Below are 22,855 nucleotides of genomic sequence, written 5' to 3'. Positions count from 1 at the left end.
CCCCCTTAGTCATGCAGGAATCCGGTCAGTGGATCTGAAGCGGATGCCCCTCTGGTGAGAACTCTTCCAAGACCTGCCAGATAAGCCTTTCGGCCTGAATTTATCGCGTCCTTGAATGCCGATGCCATGAGTGGCAGATTTCCGGCTGTGGCGAGGGCAGTGTTTGCCATGATGGCGGCAGCGCCCATCTCCATGGCTTCACATGCCTGGGATGGCCTTCCGATACCGGCGTCAACTATGATCGGAAGTTCGATCTCGTCGATGAGGATCTGGATGAAGTCTTTGGTAGCTAGTCCTTTGTTGGAACCTATAGGTGATGCCAGTGGCATGACCGCTGCGGCTCCTGCATTTACCAGATCACGGGCGGCATTCAGGTCCGGGTACATGTAAGGCAGTACCACAAATCCTTCATTTGCCAGTGCCTCGGTTGCCTTTATCGTTTCCTGGTTGTCGGGAAGGAGATATTTGCTGTCGCGCATGATCTCCACCTTGACGAAGTCTCCACAGCCCAGAGCCCTCGCAAGCCTTGCTATGCGCACGGCCTCCTCGGCGTTCCTTGCGCCGCTTGTATTTGGCAGGAGAGTAACTCCCTCCGGGATGAAATCGAGAATATTTTCCTCTTCCTTTGTATTTGCACGGCGGACGGCCAGAGTGATGATCTCTGCTCCTGCGTCTTTTATGGCTGATTCGATCAGCTTCATGGAATACTTTCCTGAACCCAGAATAAATCTTGAATTGAATTCATGTCCTCCGATTATCAGCTTGTCTTCTTTCATTATAATGCTCCTCCTCCCATGAAACTCACGACCTCCACACAGTCGCCGTCGTTAAATGTAATGTCTGCGTATGTCTCTCTCGGTATGATCTCCTCGTTGATCTCAACAACTATGCGCACCGGTTTGTAGCCGGATTCTTCAAGAAATGCCGCCAGATTCTGCCCGGCAACGTCGAGATCTTTTCCGTTCACTGTTACCATAGCCCTTTCCTCCAAAGTCTTTTATCTGCACAAAAAAAGAGTTACCGATCTGGTAACCCCAATAAAGTCTGCACTTTAACAAACGTCTGCTATCAGGCTTCCCTACGTTGGCATTATCCAAATCAGGTTTCCGGTCGAAGGTCACACCTTCCTCTCAGCCTGTACTACAAGCTCCCGCGTCCTCTTTTTGTTGTCAGATAATAATATACGACCTGAAAACCCGGAATGCAAGAGTAATCTATCAGGCAAATATGCCATTTGACCGCAAATATTCGAAGCTCTTTCAAAAATATACGGAAAATGTACTGCGATTGATGGTTTTTCCTTGACACAGCCCACATATGTATGTACAATTTAGTTGTTTGGCGCGCTAAAGTGTCATACAAAATCAGCAGGTTGCACAAATGCTGATTTGAGTTATCTTATGGAGGACAGTGAAGTTATGAGACAGAAGAAGATTCATTACATCTATAATAAAGAGATGGAGTGTATGGATCCTGAGGAGAGAAGAAAGCTTCAGGGGGAGAGACTTAGAAAGACAGTAGAACTTGAATATGCAAATGTACCGGCATACAGAGCCAGAATGGACGAGGCGGGAGTAAAGCCGGAGGATATAAACAGCATAGACGATATTGTCAAGCTGCCATTTATGCAGAAGACAGATCTCAGGGATAACTTCCCATTTGGACTGTTTGCAGCAGACAGGAAGGACATCATCAGAATCCAGGGTTCATCAGGAACCACAGGTAAGCCTGTTGTAGCTGGCTACACCCAGAACGATATAGATGTGTGGACGGAGATGGTAGCCAGAGCTATCAAGTGCGCTGGTGGCGGAGAGGATGATGTCATCCAGATAGCTTATGGTTATGGATTGTTCACAGGTGGACTTGGAGCACATCAGGGCGCGACTAAGGTTGGTGCCATGGTAGTTCCGATGTCATCAGGCAACACACAGAGACAGATCATGATGATGAAAGAGCTCGGCGCAACCATGCTTTGCTGTACACCTTCATATGCTACATACCTCGCAGAGACCATCAGGGAGATGGGCATCGATCCATCAGAACTGAAGATCAAGTCAGGCTACTTCGGAGCAGAACCTTGGACAGAGGAGATGAGACAGCACCTTGAGGAGCTTCTTGACTTCGATGCATTTGATATATATGGACTAACAGAGATCGGTGGACCTGGTGTTGCATTTGAGTGCTTTGAGAAGAACGGAATGCACATCAACGAGGATCATGTTCTTGCAGAGATCATTGATCCGGTCACAGAGGAGCCGCTTCCAGACGGAGTTCCTGGAGAGCTTGTGTTTACAACCCTTACCAAGACAGGTACACCTATGATCAGATACAGGACACATGATATATGTACACTTACACACGGCACATGTGCATGTGGAAGAACAACAGTCAAGATGAGCCGTATCACAGGCCGTACAGACGACATGCTTGTAATCCGTGGTGTAAATGTATTCCCTAGTCAGATAGAGTCAGTCCTTCTCGGCGTGGAGGAGGCTTCAGCTCATTATATGATCGTGGTTGATCGTGTGAATTCACAGGATAAGCTGACAGTTCAGGTAGAGCTCAAGGAAGATGTGGATATGGGCGATGCTGCAAAGCTTGCGGCTATTGCATCCCGCATCAAGACAGATATCAAGCAGACACTGCTTATCAGCGCAAAGGTTGAACTGGTTCCACCTAAGACCATTCCACGTTCAGAGGGCAAGGCAAAGAGAATCACAGATAACAGACATATCGGATTCTAATCGGTAAGATTGAGTAGTCAGACGAATCACAGGACTGAAATGTTTGAGAGCGGAAGACTATAGAGAGAATAAAACAGCCGGCTTAATGGCGAGCTTTCCGGGATCGAGACCGGGCATGCCGCTGTGAGCCGGCTGTTTTATCAGGCGGGGATCTTGGAAGGCTTGCACCAGCAGACATCAGCTGTGAGGTCTGCCGCCGGGAAACTGGCAAAACAGATAAAATCGCCAAATGCTGAAAAACCTTGCATTTTGGTATGTTTCCGTGTAGAATTTGCTTTGTTATGTGCGCTGACAGTGAGATACTGCACTGCAGTGGTAAAGTTGGTGCGGAGCAGATAAATTATAATTATTATGGAAGGTGGATTAACTAATGAATGTTTACGAGATGATTGCGTTTATAGCGTATTTTGTCCTGGTAATCGGTGTAGGAATTTATTTCTTCTTCAAATCCAAGGGGAATGCCGGCGAGAAGGATTATTTTCTTGGAGGAAGAGATATGAATGGTCTGGTGGCTGCACTCAGCGCCGGAGCATCTGATATGAGTGCGTGGGTTCTCATGGGACTGCCCGGAGCATTCTATGCGACAGGACTCAGCAACATGTGGATATCAGTTGGTCTGTTCATCGGAACAGCATGTGCCTGGATATTCATAGCACCGAGACTCAGAAGATTCTCGATAGCGTACAACGATTCGATCACTATACCTCAGTATTTGACAAATCGTTTTCAGTCAGACAATAAGCTGCTTCTCATAATATGTGCAGTTATATTTGTGGTTGCATATTGTATATACGCTGCGTCAAGTATATCGGCCTGCGGTACTCTGTTCAACACTGTTATGGGCATCGATAGGAATACAGCCATGATCGGCGCTGCAGTCATCATCATCGTGTACACATTCCTTGGTGGTTTTAATGCAGTGTGCTGGACGGATTTCTTCCAGGGACTTCTGATGCTTGCAGCTCTCATGATCGCACCTATCATTGCGGTCATCACCATGCAGGGCGCTGGCTTTATAGCACCTGATGTTGTCATTCCAGACAATTATTACAATGCCCTTATAAGTGGTTCATTTGACAAGACCAGTGTGATCAATATCATATCAGGACTTGCATGGGGACTTGGATATATGGGTATGCCACATATTCTTATAAGATACATTTCGATCAAGTCAGAGAAGGAGATGAAGAAGTCCAGAATAGTCGGTACTTGCTGGACGGGAATCATCCTCATTATGGCATCCGTAGTTGGTATGGTCGGTCTTCAGTATCTTGGCGGTGGACTTACAGACAACTCACAGGTATTCATCAGACTTGTAAGAGGAGTGTTCCCTGCGCTTGTAGCTGGTATACTTCTCTCAGCTATCCTTGCAGCGTCCATGAGTACAGCTGATTCACAGCTCCTTGCTTCATCATCAGCATTTGCATCAGATGTGTACAAGCCTATATTCAGAAAGAAAGCATCTGACAATGAGATGCTCTGGGCAGGAAGAATTGTGGTCATCATCATCTCAGTTGTGGCACTTGCCATAGCGATGAATCCAGACTGTGAGGGTATCATGGCACTCGTGTCAAATGCATGGGGCGCATTCGGATCGGCATTTGGACCGGTCATCGTTCTGTCACTGTACTGGAAGCGATTGAATTACAATGGAGCACTTGCTTCTATCATAGTCGGATTTGCTGTTGACATGCTCTGGTACAAGTTCCTTGCAACACCAACAGGACTTTATGAGATCGTTCCTGGATTTGCGGCAGCGTTCATTACAGCTATCGTCGTATCACTTCTCACAAAGAAGCCTGACGACAAGGTTGTTGAGATATTCGAGAAGGCTAAGCTTCCTACGGAGTAATTTGTAGCATAGAGTTATAAAGCTGGGATCTTTTGGTGGCGGATGAGTTCGTCTGCACACAAAATTATCTCTAAATCAAAATAAAAGGCTGAAAAGATACAAAATCTGAAGAAATTGTATCTTTTCAGCCTTTTTTGCTAAATAAGAGATAATTTTGTGCGCAAAAAAAGAACCACCTGAATTACTAGGCGGTTCTTTTTTTAAACAACAACTTAAACAACTAAGAGTAAATTACTTTCTCTTGAACAACTGAGTTCAGTATATACACAAAATATGAACAGAATATGTACAGAAAAAAAACGTTTTGCAAAATAAAATCTTCAAAATTTAAAGATTTTATGACACATTTTTCAAAGTGCACAAAAAGGAAATGACCATTTGTGCGGTATGCACAGAGCCTTGTAAAAACATGTAAATCCCGCGTAAATATGTAAATAACAGGTAAAGGAGTAAGTATTTCAACTGGTAAAACAGACTCTTTTTAAGTATGATAGGAGATAGGGCGATTATAAGTGTGTGTATGTTTGCCATAACGGGTGGTATATTCGTGTATGCTTACCATCAACCAGTTCCTGCCGAAGTACTGCAGTGTGCTTCTGCGCGATGATTACAGGGAATACGTTTCGGAGATAATCATAGAGGGACACACGGATACGAATGGTTCCTACATATACAATCTTGAACTTTCACAGCAGCGAGCGTTCTCAGTGGCAAAGTACTGTCTGACGGAGAGCAACGGCATCATAAGCAGTGGACATGGCAGCGTCGAGACGCGTGGAGATCAAGTTCAGGCTTCAGGACGAAGAGATGATAGATGAGATGATGGACATTCTCAAGGACAAATAGATATATAAGAGGAGAGCAATGGCGGTAAACAAGACAAAACTCAAAAAGCAAATATTTGACATAATACAGATAGGGGACAAAAGCAATCTGGCGAGCAGGGCATTTGACATATTCATAGTGGGTGTCATATTGTCGAACATATCGGTGATGTTCCTGCAGACCTACGATCAGCTTGAACCATATTATGGGCTGCTGAGTGTTATCGAGTGGGTGACTACAGGCATATTCTGTGTTGAGTACATTCTCCGCATATGGACGGCGGATTTCCTGTATCCCACATGCACCAGAGGAAAGGCTATAGGAAAGTTCCTCATATCATATGACGGAGTTGTGGATCTGCTCACGATCATACCAGTGTTCTTTCTGTCTGGCTTCGTGGCGTTCAGGATGCTCAGGGTGATCCGTATATTCCATCTTTTCAGGATCAATTCAAAGTACGACAGCTTCAATGTCATCAAGATAGTCCTGCTGAGAAAGAGCAGACAGATCATATCGTCCATGTTCATCATATTTATACTGATGATGGCGAGCAGTCTGTGTATGTACAGCACTGAGCATGCCGCACAGCCGGGAGTGTTCAGCAACGCCTTCAGCGGCATATGGTGGGCGGTATCGACAGTCCTTACCGTGGGGTATGGAGACATTTACCCGATCACGCTGCTGGGCAAATGCATGGCGATAGTCATAGCATTTATGGGAGTTCTGCTGGTAGCGATACCTACAGGTATCATAAGCGCCGGATTTGTAGAGCAGTATCAGAACAATGCCAACGAGGAGTCCAAAGTTGTTGATGTGGACGAGATTGGAGAACTGCTCGTAGATGATGTGAGCAAGTTTTGCGGCAGGACCATACTCCAGGCTACGGAGGAGTATGGTGTGAATATATATATGGTACTCAGGGATAATATGTCTATACTGCCGACAGGTGATCTGGAGATACAGACAGGTGATATTCTGATAGTGAAGTCAAAATTCCTTGAGAAGAGACGTGGAAGCTCATTATCTTAGGTTATGCAAGTAATAAATATAAAATTGAGATTATAAATGAGAAGTTTCTGTAAACTACAAAAAAAACTCAATAATCATATTGATTTATTTTGACTAATTGGGTATACTTTCAACTGAATATGAGAGAAAGTGTTCATATTTATTTTCAGATTATTGAGTGCTGTATAGTTGCGGTGCCGGCAGGGTACAGGCGACATGCACCTATCAATGAAATACATTTAAAGAAAAGGAGTTAAGAAAAATGGCAACAGTTGATTTAACTAAGTATGGCATTACAGGCACAACAGAGATCGTACACAATCCTTCATATGAATTGTTATTCGAGGAAGAGACAAAGGCTGACCTTCAGGGATACGAGAAGGGACAGGTTAGTGAGCTCGGCGCAGTTAACGTTATGACTGGTATTTATACAGGCCGTTCACCTAAAGATAAGTATATCGTAGTAGATGAGAACTCAAAGGACACTGTATGGTGGACATCAGATGAGTACAAGAACGATAACCATCCAATGACAGAGGAGACATGGGCATCAGTTAAGGATCTTGCAAAGAAGGAGCTCTCAAACAAGAGACTTTTCGTAGTTGATGCATTCTGCGGAGCAAATGCTGATACTCGTATGGCTATCCGTTTCATCGTTGAGGTTGCTTGGCAGGCTCATTTCGTAACAAACATGTTCATCAAGCCAACTGAGGAAGAGCTTAAGAACTTCGAGCCAGATTTCGTAGTGTACAATGCTTCAAAGGCTAAGGTTGAGAACTACAAGGAGTTAGGACTTAACTCAGAGACATGTGTAGCATTCAACATCACAAGCCATGAGCAGGTTATAGTTAACACATGGTACGGCGGAGAGATGAAGAAGGGTATGTTCTCAATGATGAACTACTACCTTCCACTTAAGGGAATGGCTTCAATGCACTGCTCAGCTAACACAGATATGAACGGTGAGAACACAGCTATCTTCTTCGGCCTTTCAGGAACAGGTAAGACAACACTTTCAACAGATCCAAAGCGTCTCCTCATCGGTGATGATGAGCACGGCTGGGATGACAACGGCGTATTCAACTTCGAGGGTGGATGCTATGCTAAGGTTATCGACCTTGACAAGGATTCAGAGCCAGACATCTACAACGCTATCAAGAGAAACGCTCTTCTTGAGAACGTTACACTTGATGCAAACGGCAAGATCGATTTCACTGATAAGAGCGTAACAGAGAATACTCGTGTATCTTACCCAATAGATCATATCAAGAACATTGTAAGACCTATATCATCAGCACCAGCTGCAAAGAACGTAATCTTCCTTTCAGCAGATGCGTTTGGAGTACTTCCTCCAGTATCAATCCTTACACCAGAGCAGACACAGTACTACTTCCTGTCAGGATTCACAGCAAAGCTTGCTGGTACAGAGAGAGGTATCACAGAGCCAACACCTACATTCTCAGCTTGCTTCGGTCAGGCATTCCTCGAGCTGCATCCTACAAAGTATGCAGAGGAGCTTGTTAAGAAGATGGAGAAGAGTGGTGCTAAGGCATACCTTGTTAACACAGGATGGAATGGAACAGGCAAGAGAATTTCAATCAAGGATACAAGAGGAATCATCGATGCAATCCTCAGTGGTGCTATCAATGAGGCTCCTACAAAGAAGATCCCTATGTTCGACTTCGAGGTTCCAACAGAGCTTCCTGGCGTAGATCCAGCAATCCTTGACCCACGTGACACATACGCTGATGCTTCAGAGTGGGAGACAAAGGCTAAGGATCTTGCAGCAAGATTCCAGAAGAACTTTGCTAAGTACGAGGGTAATGCAGCAGGTAAGGCATTAGTTGCAGCAGGCCCACAGCTCTAAGATATAGCTTAGGATCATATAGAAGAAAGGAACTGTCATAGTCCAGATCCTTTCGCATAGAGAAGACCGGATACATTCGTTCAGAGTGTGTCCGGTCTTTTTTGTCTGCGCCATCCATAAGTAATATTATGCTTTAACCGGCAACCAGAAATTACCTCTTGCAATACCGAACAAATGTTCGTATAATATTATGCATGAACGAGATAATTACAGGACTTACAACGAAGGAAAAACTGAATATACTGGCGGATGCGGCGAAGTATGATGTGGCGTGTACATCCAGTGGAGTGGACAGGAAGGGACAGAAGGGAGCCCTGGGCAACAGTGTATCATGTGGTATATGTCACAGCTTTGCAGCGGATGGAAGATGTATATCGCTGCTTAAGGTCCTTATGACGAACCACTGTGTATATGACTGCAAGTACTGTCTGAACCGCAGAAGCAATGATGTGCCAAGAGCGACATTTGAACCGGAGGAGCTGTGCGATCTGGTCATAGAGTTCTACAAGAGGAATTATATAGAAGGGTTGTTCCTGAGCTCCGGTGTGCTCAGGAATCCGACATACACCATGCAGAGGATGTGTGAGACTCTGTATCTTCTCAGGACGAAGTACAGGTTCAATGGATATATCCATGTGAAGACCATTCCGGGGGCATCGGATGAGCTTATAAGCATGGTGGGATATTTAGCGGACAGGATAAGTGTTAATATGGAGCTGCCGACTGAGGAGAGTCTGAAGAAGCTTGCCCCGAACAAGAGCTTTGACACCATACTTGATCCCATGGGCAAGCTGACCAGCACTATAGAATCTCACAGACTGGCGGTGGGCAAGACTGCGCGTATGGAGAGGAGCGGTATCAACAGATACCTTACTGGAAGCATATTCAACGAGAAGAATCTGCAGAAGGATCTGACTGCATACAAAGCAGAGCTGGCAGGGCAGGAAAGACATGGTGCTCTGCAGATGTCAGCAGCAGAGGCACTCACAGATGGAATGACCTCTGATAAAAGAGACATCGGTGCTGCCTCTTCGCCCCTCCCTGTCATGTTTGGAGATACAGACAGGAGACAGGCATTTGCCCCGGCGGGACAGAGCACACAGATGATAGTTGGAGCCAGCGGAGAGTCAGATTACACGCTCATACACACAGCCCAGAGACTGTATCAGCGATACGATCTGAAGCGTGTGTTCTACTCCGCGTATATACCGATCAACGAGGACTCGGCACTCCCTGCGTTGGATACGGCGGTTCCATTGCTCCGTGAGCACAGATTGTATCAGGCGGACTGGCTGCTCAGATATTATGGATTCCACGCTGAGGAGATATTGTCTGAGAACGAGCCGAACCTCGATCAGAGAATGGATCCGAAGTGCAACTGGGCAGTGAGGCATCTTGACCAGTTCCCGGTGGAGGTGCAGACGGCACCGTATGATCTGCTTCTCAGGATTCCCGGCATAGGGCCGAAGTCGGCGGGCAGGATAGTGAGAGCCCGCAGATACGGAAGTCTGGATTTCGATAATCTGAAGAAGATGGGGGTGGTGCTTAAGAGAGCACATTATTTTATAACGTGTGGCGGACGTATGATGTACAGGATCCCTATAGAGAGGGATTACATTGTCAGGGAGATGACGGATCTGAGCCGGGGAGAGAACTGGCAGGCATCACACGGCAATGAACAGTATAGACAGATGACTTTATTTGATATAGGAATGAAGACGTGAAGGTGGAAGTTATGGACAATATGAAGGTTTTCACATGCAGAGACAGATATGACGATATGGCTACATGCATATATGAGGCGTGGAGTATGGCACTGCAGGTCGGACACGACCATGTGATGCTTATGAAGGAGCCTGTGGAACAACTGGATATGTTCGCTGACTATATACATGTCGAGCCGGATGCGGACAAGGTGCAGAAGTTTACCCGGTCTGTGAAGAAGGTATCCTGGCTGGTGTACCGCAACGTATTCAATGCACTATTGTCGCATCAGGAGGATGCACTGGACACTGTGTACAGATATCTGATACTGGCATTTGCCGAGGGCCGAAAGGTGGAACATATGCTCATAAGTCCGGAGGTGATGCGTATCATGGAGCTTGGGCGGAGTGTGAGCAACGAGGCACATCTATTCAGGGAGATAGCCAGATTCACTGCTGTCCAAGGGCGGGTGTATGTATGTCATATAGAACCAAAGGACGATGTTGCGCTTCTTGTCGCCAGTCATTTTGCGGACAGGATGCCGTCAGAATACTGGCTGATAGTGGATGATGGCAGACGTTACGCCGTGGTGCATCCGGTGGATTCGGATATGTATGTGAGGCGGCTTACAGATCAGGAGATGGAGACGCTGGGCAGTGCAGAATATATGGAGGATGATTACACAGATATGTGGAGAACATTCTTCAGCGCGGTGGGCGTGGAGCAGAGAGAGAACTACAGATGCCAGAGAAGCATGTTCCCTTTGTGGTCGAGAAAGCATGCCACAGAATTTTTGGGATGATCATAGAAAAAATGCTTGAATTGGCTGGAAAAATATGATAGTATCTGAACTTGTGATGTATTAATCATATTTTCCTTGCTCACAGATGACTGTGGGCCAGAGACCATAAGGAGGTGCAATGTAATGAACAAATATGAATTAACTTTAGTTGTTAGTGCAAAGATTGATGAGGAAGCCAGAACAGCTGTAGTTGATAAGGTTAAGTCTTATATTGAGAAGGCTAACGCAACAATTACAGAAGTTAACGAGTGTGGACTCAAGAAGCTTGCTTACGAGATTCAGAAGATGGGCGAAGCATACTACTACTTCATTCAGTTTGATGCAGAGGCTGGAGTTCCAGCTCAGCTTGAGGCTAACATTCGTATTATGGAATCAGTTCTTAGATATCTTTGCGTTAGATTAGACGCCGAGTAATAGGAGGTATTCTATAATGAACAAGGTAATATTGATGGGTCGTCTCACAAGAGACCCGGAAGTTAGATATTCACAGTCAAACACAGGTGATGGCCAGATGGCTATTGCAAGATACACATTGGCTGTAGACAGAAGATTCAATAGAAATGGCGACCAGAGTGCAGACTTCATCGGCTGCGTTGCATTTGGCAGGAGCGCTGAGTTTGCAGAGAAGTACCTGAAGCAGGGAACGAAGATTGCTATAACAGGTAGAATCCAGACTGGAAGCTATACGAATAAGGATGGTAACAAGGTGTACACAACTGATGTTGTTGTTGAGGAGCAGGAGTTTGCTGAGAGCAAGGCTGCAAGCGGACAGGCATCAGGCGGTGGATATCAGCCAGCAGGAAGACCGGCACCTGGCAATGCAGGAGCTGAGGGCTTCATGAGTATACCGGAAGGTATTGAGGACGATTTACCATTCAAGTAAAATAGGAGGTAAATACAATGGCTTACAATAAGACTGATAGAGCTGACGCTCCAATGAAGAGAAGAAATATCCGTAGAAGAAAGAAAGTCTGCGAGTATTGTGCTAATAAAGAGGCTGTGATCGATTACAAGGATTCAAACGCACTCAGAAAGTATATCTCAGAGAGAGGTAAGATCCTTCCAAGAAGAATCACAGGAACATGTGCTAAGCATCAGAGAGCAATCACAATTGCTGTTAAGAGAGCTAGACAGATCGCAATATTACCATACGTTCAGGATTAATTCTTATCATTGATAAGTATATAAAGGACCCGTTGTTCAGCTATGTGCTGGATGACGGGTTTTTGTGTAAATTCATAGAATATTATTTCCTGTAGGCGTATTTTATGAGGACAGAAAGGTGGGGGATAAATGGCAGAGAATGTTGTGAGAGTAAGCGGACTCACGAAGACATTTGGAAAGAATACTGTTTTGTCCAATGTCAATATATCTCTTGAAAGGGGGAAGATATATGGCTTTATAGGACAGAACGGGGCAGGAAAGACTACCCTGATCAATCATATCAATGGTCTGTTGTTTCCTGACGAGGGAGAGATAGAATTATTTGGCGCCAGTGACAGCAAGGGGCTGGTGAATGCCAGAAAGAGGATAGGAACGGTGTGCAAACATGCCGGACTGCACGACAATTATAATGCTGTAGACAACATAAAGCTTAATATGAAGCTGAGGGGGATAAAGAACGACAAGCTCATCGAGCAGACCATAGCAAATGTTGGATTGCAGGGCGTTGGCAAGAAGAAGTTTAGGAATTATTCGATGGGAATGAAACAGAGGCTGGCGATTGGCTGTGCCATGCTGTCAGGTCCGGATCTCCTGCTATTGGATGAGCCGATAAACGGACTTGATCCGGTTGGAATAGTTGAGATAAGAAATCTTCTCAAGCAGATAAATCAGAGATTTGGTGTGACGATACTTATATCCAGCCATATACTCACAGAGCTTCACGAGCTGGCAACGGACTACATAATGATAGACAGAGGACAGATCATAGACTGCCTCTCTGCAACGCAGCTTGACGCGAAGTGCCACAGGAGACTGAGATTGCGCACCAATGATGTGAAGAAGGTTCTTGATATACTTGCTATGAGATACAATATAGTGAATGTGTATGTGAATGGCGATGAGATAATCGTGGACCAGCCGGTAAACTCAGACGAGCTGGCATGGGTTCTCTACAATGAGAGGGTGTTTGTCAGTGAGTACCATCTCGAGGAGGAGAGCCTTGAGAACTACTTTATTCACAGGATAGGGGGTGCTCATTATGCGTGAACTGTTGTCGGCTGAATTTTATAAGCTGTATAAGAGCCTGGGCTTCAGGGTGTGCCTGATAGTTTTCTTTGTCCAGGATATAATATATCTGATCTCGGTGGGATTGGTTGGAGATATTCTCGGAATAGAACTCACGGGAGATTTTCAGTTCCAGTATCTGCTGGGCTCGTTTTCTGGAAGCTCAGTGTCCGGCATGCTGTTTGGATTTATTGCGGCGTCGCTCATCACCAGCGATTACAAGTCCAGGGATATCCAGTGTGCGATAGCCCGGGGACACAGCAGGGCACATATAATGTTTTCGAAGATCATAGTATATATAGTGGCGATATGGATACTCTCTCTTGAGGACATACTTGTATATACCATAGGAGGATGCATTTGTGGAGGCTTTGGAAAGGCATTTACCCTGAATGTGGCGGGATATATGCTGAGATCGATAGCGTGCGAGGGCTTTGTGCTTACGATGTTATATATGACATGCGTATTCCTTGCATTTGCGTTGACGTCCAAGGCAGCGTCCGTATCCGTGAATCTGCTGCTGTTTTTCCTGGTGGATCTCGGCGTGCAGATCATGCCTGTGCTGTTCCAGTCGGATGTTCTGGAGAAAATACTGGGCTATATGCCGTTCAGCTCTGTGAGGGAGATGAGTCAGGTCGATATAGACTGGAGTCACGCGGGAATATCCCTGGCAGTGGCCGCTGCGTATGGCGCGGTGATGATAGTGGCAACGTGGTTGACATTCAGGAAGAGAGATCTTCGATAGAGAATTATGACAGAATATACATTTGCTCAACCGTTCATCTGTGTTGACAAAAGTTCTGTCAAAGTTTATTATAACTCTAGCTATGAGAAAAACTCATAGGGATTTACATGCAGAGGATCAAACAATGTGTAGAAAAGGAGTATAACGATGGGAAAATACACAAAGGAAGACATACTGAAAAAGGTCAAAGAAGATGATGTTGAGTTTATAAGACTTCAGTTCACAGATATTTTTGGTGACCTTAAGAACGTAGCGATAACCTCAAGCCAGATAGAGAAGGCACTTGACAACAAGATCATGTTCGACGGTTCTTCTATAGAGGGCTTTGCGAGAATTGAGGAGTCAGATATGTATCTGTATCCTGATTATGATACATATGAGACATTCCCTTGGAGACCACAGCAGGGAAAGGTTGCAAGACTTATATGTGATGTATATAAGCCTGATGGAACACCATTTGAGGGCGATCCAAGATATGTACTTAAGAGAGCTCTGGCTGAGGCAAAAGAGATGGGTTACACTATGAATGTAGGTCCTGAGTGTGAGTTCTTCCTCTTCCAGACAGATGAGAACGGAATGCCTACAACTAACACATACGAGAGAGCAAGCTATTTTGATCTCGGACCACTGGATTTCGGTGAGAATGCGAGAAGAGATATGGTTCTTACTCTTGAGCAGATGGGATTTGAGATCGAGGCATCACACCATGAGGTAGCTCCTGCACAGCATGAGATAGATTTCAAGTACGGTGAGGCTTTGAGAACCGCCGACAACATCGAGACATTCAAACTGGTTGTAAAGACTATTGCCAAGAGACATGGTCTCTGCGCAACATTCATGCCAAAGCCAAAGTATGGCGTATGCGGTTCAGGTATGCATATGAACATGTCGCTCCAGAAGGATGGCAAGAACATATTTGCAGATGAGAACGATAAGCTAGGACTTAGCCAGGAGGCTTACTGGTTCATCGCCGGAATCATGGAGCATATGAAGGAGATGACAGCCATCACCAACCCGCTTGTAAATTCATACAAGAGACTTGTTCCAGGCTATGAGGCTCCTATTTACATCGCATGGTCAGCAAAGAACAGAAGTCCACTTATCAGAATTCCAAGTGCACGTGGTGCAGGAACAAGAGTTGAGCTCAGATGTCCGGATCCAACAGCTAACCCATACCTTGCCATGGCAGTATGCCTTAAAGCAGGACTTGACGGAATCAAGCGTCAGCTTCCAGTTCCACCAAGTGTAGATACAAATATATTCAACCTCACTGCAGAGGAGAAGAAGGCACGTCATATCCACAGCCTTCCTGCAAACCTCAGAGAGGCAACTCTTGCCATGAGCGAGAGCGACTTCATGAAGGAGGCAGTTGGTTCACACATCTTCGAGAGATATACAAGTGCCAAGATGGATGAGTGGAATGAGTACACAAGACAGGTTACAGACTGGGAGATCTCAAACTATCTGTACAAAATCTGATCTTATACACGAACAATATAAAATGATGAGTAGTATAGGTAAGCGGAGCGAAAGGTCTGCTTACCTATATATTTGATAATAGCTATACATACACGATTGAGAGGTCTTTGATTTGGTAAATGTTATAATAGTTTTTCCGAAAATAGAGGAAGCAAAGAGTATAAAAAACCTGCTCATTCGCAATGGTATAAGTGTTACAAAGGTGTGTACAACCGGAGCCCAGGCGGCGCAGGCTGCGGATGCGTGTGACGATGGAGTCATAATATGTGGATATAAATTCCTGGATATGATGTATTCAGATCTTGAGAATTATATTCCGAAATATTTTGACATGATCGTGCTCAGCAGCAAGAAGAATTATGAGGAAGTCCGGGACAGCGGCGTGGTATGTCTGTCTATGCCGATAAAGTCCATGGACTTTGTGAATACCGTAAGTCTCACAATAGAGAATCTTCTGTGGGAGAGAAAAAAGAGAAAGTCCAGGCCGAAGGAGAGAACCGAGGAAGAGAAGAAGGTCATCACGGCGGCAAAACTCAAGCTTATGCACGACTTTGAGTATGATGAACAGGGCGCTCACAGATATCTGCAAAAGAAGAGCATGGATAACGGTATAAATATAGTCGAGATGGCATATATGATACTGGATAATTCAGATTGTTTTTAAAACAGATCAAGAGGGAGGCTTTCTATTGCGATTCACGAAGATGGAAGGACTTGGAAATGACTACGTGTACGTGAACTGCTTCAGAGAAAAGGTATATGATCCGGAGATCTTAGCCAGGCTTGTCAGTGACAGGCACAGGGGCATTGGGGGCGACGGACTGATACTTATAGGACCTTCGGCCAGGGCTGATTTTAATATGGATATATACAATGCGGATGGCAGCAGGGCAGAGATGTGTGGAAATGGCATAAGATGCCTTGGCAAGTATGTATACGACCATGGAATGACGGAGAAGACGGAATTTACTGTGGAGACACAGGCGGGTATAAAACGGCTCAGATGTATTCTGCAGGATGGAAGAGTGGTTGCGGTATGTGTGGATATGGGCAGACCGGATATAGGTGCGGCTGTCGAGATGGCTGTTCTGCCTGATGAAACCGTGGATTTTGTCCGGGTATCCATGGGCAATCCCCATGCGGTTGTGTGGGTGGATGATATATATGTCTGCCAGATGGAGACTCTGGGGCCTGAGATGGAAGTGCATCCCATGTTCCCGAACAGGACAAATGTAGAATTTGTCCAGATCGTTGACGAAGATCATATGAGGATGCGAGTGTGGGAGCGCGGCTCCGGCGAGACATTTGCGTGCGGTACAGGCGCGTGTGCGGCTGTGGCGGCGGGGATAGCTGCCGGCAGGACGAGAGATTCGGTAAAGGTCTCATTGCTCGGAGGAACTTTAGATATTGATTACGACAGGCAGAATGAAACTATGTACATGACAGGACCGGCAAGGGAAGTATTTGAAGGCTGGACTGATATATATTAGGAGGAAAGATATGTTTAAGGCAAATGAAAATTATTTAAAGCTTCCGGGAAGTTATCTCTTCTCAACAGTTGGAAGAAAGCAGAGAGAGTACAGCGCGGCACACCCTGACAAGAAGGTTATAAGACTCAGTATCGGTGATGTGACTCAGCCACTTGCACCGGCTATCATAGAGCGCCTTCACAAGGCTGTAGATGAGATGGCAGTTGCGGAGACATTCAAGGGATATGCTCCTGATCTCGGCTATGAGTTCCTCAGAAACACCATAGCAAAGAACGACTATGCTGACAGAGGCGTGGACATATCTGCTGATGAGATATTTGTCAGCGACGGGGCAAAGAGTGACTCAGCAAATATTCAGGAGATATTTACAGCAGACAGCAAGATTGCAGTATGTGATCCTGTATACCCTGTATATGTTGATTCAAATGTAATGGCAGGAAGAACAGGAACATACGACAAGAACACAGAGTTGTGGAGCGATGTAATTTACATGCCATGTCTTGCGGACAATAACTTTGCGCCAGAGCTTCCAAAGGAGACACCTGACATCATATATCTGTGTTTCCCAAACAACCCTACAGGAGCAACGATCAAGAAGGATCAGCTTCAGGAGTGGGTAGATTACGCAAATAAGGTCGGAGCAGTCATCATCTACGATGCTGCATACGAGGCATATATCAGCGAGGAGGATGTTCCTCATACAATATATGAGTGCGAGGGCGCAAAGACATGTGCTATCGAGCTCAAGAGCTTTTCTAAGAACGCAGGATTCACAGGAACACGTCTTGGCTATGCTGTAGTTCCAAAGGATCTGAAGGACGCAGATGGCGTGTCAATGCACAGCCTGTGGGCAAGAAGACATGGAACAAAGTTCAATGGCGCTCCATACATTGTTCAGGCAGCAGGAGACGCAGTGTACTCAGACGAGGGCAAGGCTCAGACAAAGGCTCAGATCGCATACTACATGAACAACGCAAAGGTTATCTCACAGGGACTCAAGGATGCAGGCTACACTGTATCAGGCGGTGTAAATGCGCCATACATCTGGCTTAAGACACCGAACAACATGTCATCATGGGATTTCTTCGATTATCTGCTTGAGAATGCAAATGTAGTCGGAACCCCAGGTTCAGGCTTCGGACCAAGCGGTGAGGGATATTTCAGACTTACTGCATTCGGAACTTATGAGAATACAGTTGAAGCTATAGAGAGAATCAAGAATATGTAATACAGCTATAAGCTGTGGTGTATACATGCATGGATCAGCGTGTGTGATCCGAGATATATACGTTACAGTACATAGTGTCTTTGGCATGCCTGCAGGCACTCCGGTAAGGGGAGTCTGCGGGCATGTTTTTTGTTATTTGTCGGTCTTTACTCATATATTCAGATTTGATATAATGACTTATAAGGGTGATTAAAAGCCAATAACGGAGGTATTGAGATGAAGGATAACGGACTTTTGGTACAGTATTTTACAGCGAATACGACCGACAGCCAGGATTTATGGAAAAAGGCAGCAGAGGACGCTGCGGTTCTGAAGAAGATGGGGGCTACGGCTGTATGGTTTCCGCCTGCTACAAAGGGAGCACAGGGCAAAGAAGATATGGGGTATGCTCCGTACGATCTGTATGATCTGGGAGAGTTTGACCAGAAGGGTTCAGTTGGAACCAGATATGGAACTAAGGATGAGTATATAGCTGCTATAAAGGCTATGAAGGGTCAGGGGATAAATGTCTATGCGGACATTGCGGTCAGACAGAAGCTCGGCGCTGACAGGATAGAGAAGGTTACAGCAGCCGATTTCAACACCAAAGATATTCCACAGATGATCGGCAATAAGAAGACTGTGGGAGCACTTTCAAAGTTTACATTCCCTGGAAGAAAGTCAAAGTATTCCAAGTTCAAGTGGAACTGGAAGCATTTTGCGGGAATAGACTGGAAGCAGGAAGAATTCAAGAAGCGTGTGTGCGCTCTTGAGGGCAAGGATTATGACGAGGCGGACAAGGAATATTCCAAGTATGATTATATAATTGGAAGCGAGATTGATTTCTACAATCAGGAAGTGTACGACGAGCTCATGGCGTGGGCTCAGTGGTACGAGAAGACCACTGATGTGGACGGATTCAGATTCCAGGAGGCAGAGGCTATCCCTGCATGGTTTGTGAAGGATTTTATTGAAGCGACATCTGATGTCCCTGTAGCCGCTAAGAAGAAGGGCGTAGATGAGGCTCCGGAATATGTACATAAGGACATATTTGCTGTCGGTGATTTCTGGCACTGGAATACAGAATATCTGAATGGCTATATCAAGGCCACAGACAATGAGGCATCCATGTTCGATGTGCCATTGCACTTCAATTTCCACGATGCATCTGTGGCAGATGGAGAGTATAACATGGCAGATCTGCTTAAGGGTTCACTTATGATGAGCAATCCGGAGAAGGCTGTTACATTTGTAGATAACCACGAATCCCAGGTCGGAGGAGTTCTGGAATCGTACGTTGAGGATTGGTTCAAGCCTCTGGCGTATGCGGTCATACTGCTCAGAGAGCAGGGCTATCCGTGCCTGTATATCGGCGACTATGCGGGAATACCACAGGTTAAGGTAAAGTCGAAGAAGACGATACTGAATAAGCTGCTCAAGCTCAGAAAGAAATATGCATACGGAACTCAGCACGACTACTTTGATCACAGCGAGGTTGTTGGATGGACCAGAGAGGGCGACGAGGAGCACAAGGATTCAGGACTTGCGGTTGTCATGTCCGATGGAATGGGCGGCACCAAGAGAATGTATGTGGGCAGACAGTTTGCGGGAGCACATTTTGCAGATGTCATGGGTAATGCCAAGTATGACATCAAGATAGATGACGAGGGCTGTGGCGAGTTCTATGTCAACAGAAGAGGCCTTTCAGTCTGGATCAAAAAAGATTGCAAATTATAAGAAAGTGGTATATAGTATATATTACTTTATCACGCTAAAGTCGTGAAAGTCAAAAAGGAGCTTAGACATGGGAAAAACAGTACATACAGAGGCAGTACAGGATCTGTTTGAGGCAATACTTACATTGGAGACAGAAGAGGAGTGCTTTAATTTCTTTGAGGATGTATGCACGGTGAATGAACTGTTATCTATAGCACAGCGTTTTGCAGTGGCCAAGATGCTGAAGGAAGACAACACATATCTGGAGGTTGCGGAGAAGACCGGAGCGTCCACAGCCACGATAAGCAGGGTCAACAGATCCCTGAATTATGGCAAGGACGGATATGAGCTTGTATTTTCAAGAATGAAGAGCTTCCAGCAGAATGACAAGCAGAGCAACGAGAAAACCGACAAGTAGTCAGACAAAACCCCTGAACGATTACATTTTATCGTTCAGGGGTTTTATTTGTGTTACAGGCTGGAGTCCTGTGGAATCTGGTCGCAATACTTGTTGGTTGTGCGTAAGCTGACTATTTTTTCCTGCCCTCGGCTGCGGCGTTTGCCTGTGGCTGCTTAGCCTTTGCGGCTTTGGCTGCTGCCTGCTCTCTGGCTTTCTGTGCCTGGGCTTTAGCCTTCGCCTTGGCATCTTCCTCAGATTCCTGCCTGAGCTTGTCTACCAGATGCTCCACATATTTCTTCTTGGCATATATATCAACTGAGAGAAGTGAGATCATGCTGAGATCGTGGAGATAGGAGTCCTTCTCAGGATCGTACATGGCATCAGCCTTGTTGGCTGTTCTCACGATATCCTTGATGATGTCACCGTAATGCTGGGATAGATGCTCATACAAGTGGGCGTATATATCAGAAATATCCTTTCCGTCCTTGTTGGAATCAAAATAACCATCTATAAGAGGCTCAAGCAGAGTCTGTATATCGTTGATGCTGAGCATGTTCTTCAGGTAGTATATATAAATGAGCAGTATAAGGTGCTGCTTAGAATATCTCTTCTTGTTAGGCGATGGCAGAAGATTGTTCTTCGTGTAGTTGTTGATCATGGTCTTGGTCATCACCTTGTCCTCGTCATTGCGCCTGTTCTTTCCAAGCTGATCCTCCATGAAGGTGGTCAACTGATCCATGTACAGGTCAATGGAAGGAATATCCTTAGGGTTTATATAATCAAGGCCACCGGCCATTGATATTATGTCTTTAATATTTGTCTTTTTATCCATATAGACACCTCTTATATTAGTTGGAGCACGCACAGGAACTGCTGTGCGAAAATGCTGTTCATAAATACCGTTCACAAATTGACATATTCCAACAGTTGTACGTGCTGTGTATGCAGTATGCATTGTTTACGCAGCATGTGCTGTTTTGTGCAGTATGTGTTGTTTATGCAGTGTGTAATACCGCATATAAACAGTTGATTTTGAATCAACACGACATATTATATAGTATTCAAAACTACATTACAAGGTTGTTTTACTATAAAACGTATTAATTTGTTAAAAAATCAAGAGGAAAGAGAATGCTCAGGATGCTAGCTGGCTGCAAGCTTGACGATTGTATCTTTTTGAGCCGAAAAAAGAGAAAAGCACACAAGCTTTCGCAAGCCTGTGTGCTTTTCGTAAATTCCTTCGAGAAATATCACAAAATTGTATCTTTTTCAACGAAAATGTCTGTTTTGCGCATAACCCCGCCACCCGGCGCTGGCTTACTCGCCGTCGGCGTCGCCTGGCTCCTGCGGAGCCAGCGTGATAAGCACTCTGGCGACTCGCTTTTTGTCCATCTCAAGTACCTTGTAGATGCATGAGATGTCGGTGACGGACTCGCCCTTGGCTGGAATGTGATCCAGCAGCTCGGTTATGTAACCGCCGAGGGAGTCGTAGTCCTCTGATTCTATCTTTAGATTCAGTGCATCATTCAGATCATCCAGCTTGATGGAGCCATCGACGTTGTAGTGGGTGTCGTCGACCTTGATGATGTTGTTGTGTTCCTCCGTGTCGTACTCATCCTTGATGTCTCCGATGATTTCCTCAATGAGATCCTCAATGGTAATAAGTCCTATGCAGATTCCGTACTCATCGAGCACTATGGCCATGGTATTGGAATCCGACTTCATGGAGTGCAGAAGATCATTGGTCTTCTGATATTCATATACATACAGTGGCTTTCTCATGATGTTACGAACGCTGAAATTATTGATATCATGGGTTGCCTTGTAGAAGAAGAGATCCTTAACATGAAGGATACCGATCACGTTATCTCTGGAGTCCTCATATACAGGAATTCTCGTATACGGTACTTCCATGTAGAGCTTCAGCAGATCATCATAAGCCATATCAACAGAGGCGATGGTCATATCTGCTCTTGGGATCATGACATCCCTTGCAATGGAATCTCCGAAGTCCACCACATTGGTTATCATTTCCTTCTCTTTGTCCTCGATGACGCCTTCCTCCTCACTGACGTTCACCATGCTTATGAGTTCATCCTCGGTCATCTTCTGGTTCCCGCCGTCCTTGTCGAGCCTTATGATCCAGAATATAAAATCAGCGATCTTATTCACTATGAATATCACAGGTGTGAGCACTATCATAAGGAACTGGATTATGTCAATGTATAACAGCGATATCTTCAGGTTATAACGCTGAGCCAGGGTCTTTGGTGTGATTTCTCCGAAGAGGAGAACGATCAGTGTCAGGGCTCCGGTTGCAATACCGACAGCAGAGCTTCCAAATGCCTTTGTTACGAATGTGGTCGTGAGAGAAGATGCTGATATGTTGACAATGTTATTTCCTATAAGAATAGTGCTTATCAGCTTGCCTGAATTCTCTGTGACCTTGAGAACCCGTGAGGCCCGCTTGTTGCCGTTGTCTGCAAGAGACCTGAGCGAGAATTTACTCACCGTTGTGAGTGCTGTTTCAGCTGAAGAAAAGAATGCGGACAGTGCGATCAGCACCACCAGAATGATAATGTTTATTATGGAACCTGCGTCCAAGATTTCATCTCCAATCATTTAAAAAATTTTTAATTCTGATTGTACTTAATATATAGCATATTGTCAAGAATCCGTACCTTGATGTGGCAAAGAATCAGCGAAGAATGAAATGTGGAATAAAAAGCAGAAAAAGACACACAATAATAAGGCAGCAGAAAAATGCATAGCAAAAAGGAGAGAACA

22 protein-coding genes and 1 riboswitch are annotated in these 22,855 nt (G+C 45.3%); of the genes, 18 read left to right on the top strand and 4 right to left on the bottom strand.

Annotated features, from left to right (window positions below; all coding sequences use genetic code 11):
* Positions 1 to 5: 5 nt before the first annotated feature.
* Both ABUA31_RS04185 and thiS read right to left on the bottom strand, forming a co-directional pair.
* Positions 6 to 776, bottom strand: a complete 771-nt coding sequence (locus tag ABUA31_RS04185) for a thiazole synthase (RefSeq protein ID WP_015533315.1) — start codon at positions 774 to 776, stop codon at positions 6 to 8.
* Complete coding sequence (gene thiS, locus ABUA31_RS04180) at positions 776 to 976, bottom strand: sulfur carrier protein ThiS (RefSeq protein ID WP_015533314.1); 201 nt, start codon at positions 974 to 976, stop codon at positions 776 to 778. Before thiS ends, ABUA31_RS04185 begins: the two co-directional genes overlap by 1 nt.
* 82 nt (positions 977 to 1,058) lie before the next feature.
* A riboswitch (TPP riboswitch) is annotated at positions 1,059 to 1,164 on the bottom strand.
* A 254-nt stretch (positions 1,165 to 1,418) separates the two neighbouring features.
* Here thiS and ABUA31_RS04175 point away from each other — a divergent pair.
* The 18 genes from ABUA31_RS04175 to ABUA31_RS04090 all read left to right on the top strand — a co-directional run bounded on the left by ABUA31_RS04175 (position 1,419) and on the right by ABUA31_RS04090 (position 20,086).
* Positions 1,419 to 2,744, top strand: a complete 1,326-nt coding sequence (locus ABUA31_RS04175) for a phenylacetate--CoA ligase family protein (RefSeq protein WP_015533313.1) — start codon at positions 1,419 to 1,421, stop codon at positions 2,742 to 2,744.
* Positions 2,745 to 3,114: 370 nt separating this feature from the next.
* Positions 3,115 to 4,596, top strand: a complete 1,482-nt coding sequence (gene putP / locus ABUA31_RS04170) for a sodium/proline symporter PutP (protein ID WP_022216620.1) — start codon at positions 3,115 to 3,117, stop codon at positions 4,594 to 4,596.
* A 551-nt stretch (positions 4,597 to 5,147) separates the two neighbouring features.
* Positions 5,148 to 5,414 carry an OmpA family protein gene (locus ABUA31_RS04165; protein ID WP_022216619.1) on the top strand — a complete coding sequence of 89 codons (267 nt, stop codon included), beginning with the start codon at positions 5,148 to 5,150 and terminating at the stop codon, positions 5,412 to 5,414.
* A gap of 46 nt (positions 5,415 to 5,460) precedes the next feature.
* A complete protein-coding gene (locus tag ABUA31_RS04160; protein WP_015533310.1) occupies positions 5,461 to 6,450 on the top strand; it encodes an ion transporter in 990 nt (329 codons plus the stop codon).
* Between the two features lie 241 nt (positions 6,451 to 6,691).
* The gene (gene pckA, locus ABUA31_RS04155) at positions 6,692 to 8,296 is read left to right on the top strand and encodes a phosphoenolpyruvate carboxykinase (ATP) (RefSeq protein ID WP_004849399.1); all 1,605 of its coding nucleotides are present in this window, start codon (positions 6,692 to 6,694) and stop codon (positions 8,294 to 8,296) included.
* Between the two features lie 194 nt (positions 8,297 to 8,490).
* Positions 8,491 to 10,020: a putative DNA modification/repair radical SAM protein gene (locus tag ABUA31_RS04150; protein WP_349818419.1), complete on the top strand. Its 1,530-nt coding sequence runs from the start codon at positions 8,491 to 8,493 to the stop codon at positions 10,018 to 10,020.
* An 11-nt stretch (positions 10,021 to 10,031) separates the two neighbouring features.
* Positions 10,032 to 10,802, top strand: a complete 771-nt coding sequence (locus ABUA31_RS04145; RefSeq protein WP_022216616.1) for a TIGR03915 family putative DNA repair protein — start codon at positions 10,032 to 10,034, stop codon at positions 10,800 to 10,802.
* A gap of 123 nt (positions 10,803 to 10,925) precedes the next feature.
* Positions 10,926 to 11,216 carry a 30S ribosomal protein S6 gene (rpsF, locus tag ABUA31_RS04140; protein ID WP_015533308.1) on the top strand — a complete coding sequence of 97 codons (291 nt, stop codon included), beginning with the start codon at positions 10,926 to 10,928 and terminating at the stop codon, positions 11,214 to 11,216.
* 16 nt (positions 11,217 to 11,232) lie between these two features.
* Complete coding sequence (locus ABUA31_RS04135) at positions 11,233 to 11,685, top strand: single-stranded DNA-binding protein (protein WP_022216615.1); 453 nt, start codon at positions 11,233 to 11,235, stop codon at positions 11,683 to 11,685.
* 17 nt (positions 11,686 to 11,702) lie between these two features.
* Complete coding sequence (rpsR, locus tag ABUA31_RS04130) at positions 11,703 to 11,966, top strand: 30S ribosomal protein S18 (RefSeq protein WP_015533306.1); 264 nt, start codon at positions 11,703 to 11,705, stop codon at positions 11,964 to 11,966.
* A 129-nt stretch (positions 11,967 to 12,095) separates the two neighbouring features.
* Complete coding sequence (locus ABUA31_RS04125; protein ID WP_349818420.1) at positions 12,096 to 13,013, top strand: ABC transporter ATP-binding protein; 918 nt, start codon at positions 12,096 to 12,098, stop codon at positions 13,011 to 13,013.
* Positions 13,006 to 13,776: a DUF2705 family protein gene (locus tag ABUA31_RS04120; protein WP_349818421.1), complete on the top strand. Its 771-nt coding sequence runs from the start codon at positions 13,006 to 13,008 to the stop codon at positions 13,774 to 13,776. Before ABUA31_RS04125 ends, ABUA31_RS04120 begins: the two co-directional genes overlap by 8 nt.
* 147 nt (positions 13,777 to 13,923) lie before the next feature.
* Positions 13,924 to 15,255 carry a type I glutamate--ammonia ligase gene (gene glnA, locus ABUA31_RS04115; RefSeq protein WP_349818422.1) on the top strand — a complete coding sequence of 444 codons (1,332 nt, stop codon included), beginning with the start codon at positions 13,924 to 13,926 and terminating at the stop codon, positions 15,253 to 15,255.
* 112 nt (positions 15,256 to 15,367) lie between these two features.
* A complete protein-coding gene (locus tag ABUA31_RS04110) occupies positions 15,368 to 15,919 on the top strand; it encodes an ANTAR domain-containing response regulator (RefSeq protein WP_349818423.1) in 552 nt (183 codons plus the stop codon).
* Between the two features lie 25 nt (positions 15,920 to 15,944).
* On the top strand, positions 15,945 to 16,745 hold the full coding sequence (gene dapF / locus ABUA31_RS04105) for a diaminopimelate epimerase (protein ID WP_055143828.1): 801 nt from the start codon (positions 15,945 to 15,947) through the stop codon (positions 16,743 to 16,745).
* Positions 16,746 to 16,755: 10 nt separating this feature from the next.
* Positions 16,756 to 17,973: an LL-diaminopimelate aminotransferase gene (locus ABUA31_RS04100; protein WP_022216612.1), complete on the top strand. Its 1,218-nt coding sequence runs from the start codon at positions 16,756 to 16,758 to the stop codon at positions 17,971 to 17,973.
* Positions 17,974 to 18,189: 216 nt separating this feature from the next.
* Positions 18,190 to 19,689, top strand: coding sequence for an alpha-amylase (locus ABUA31_RS04095; RefSeq protein WP_349818424.1), 1,500 nt, complete (start codon positions 18,190 to 18,192; stop codon positions 19,687 to 19,689).
* A gap of 67 nt (positions 19,690 to 19,756) precedes the next feature.
* On the top strand, positions 19,757 to 20,086 hold the full coding sequence (locus ABUA31_RS04090) for a YerC/YecD family TrpR-related protein (protein ID WP_015533300.1): 330 nt from the start codon (positions 19,757 to 19,759) through the stop codon (positions 20,084 to 20,086).
* A gap of 112 nt (positions 20,087 to 20,198) precedes the next feature.
* On the opposite strand, the gene ABUA31_RS04085 is transcribed toward ABUA31_RS04090, so the two are convergent.
* Together ABUA31_RS04085 and ABUA31_RS04080 are read right to left on the bottom strand one after the other, a co-directional pair.
* The gene (locus tag ABUA31_RS04085) at positions 20,199 to 20,900 is read right to left on the bottom strand and encodes a DUF1836 domain-containing protein (RefSeq protein ID WP_022216611.1); all 702 of its coding nucleotides are present in this window, start codon (positions 20,898 to 20,900) and stop codon (positions 20,199 to 20,201) included.
* A 485-nt stretch (positions 20,901 to 21,385) separates the two neighbouring features.
* Positions 21,386 to 22,672: an HlyC/CorC family transporter gene (locus ABUA31_RS04080; RefSeq protein ID WP_055143832.1), complete on the bottom strand. Its 1,287-nt coding sequence runs from the start codon at positions 22,670 to 22,672 to the stop codon at positions 21,386 to 21,388.
* Positions 22,673 to 22,855 lie beyond the last annotated feature (183 nt).

It is taken from the genome of Coprococcus sp. RTP31081st1_H1_RTP31081_211007, assembly GCF_040227275.1.
In the GTDB taxonomy this organism is placed as follows: Bacteria; Bacillota; Clostridia; order Lachnospirales; family Lachnospiraceae; genus Coprococcus; species Coprococcus aceti.
This window is presented reverse-complemented; position numbering and strand designations above follow the sequence as displayed.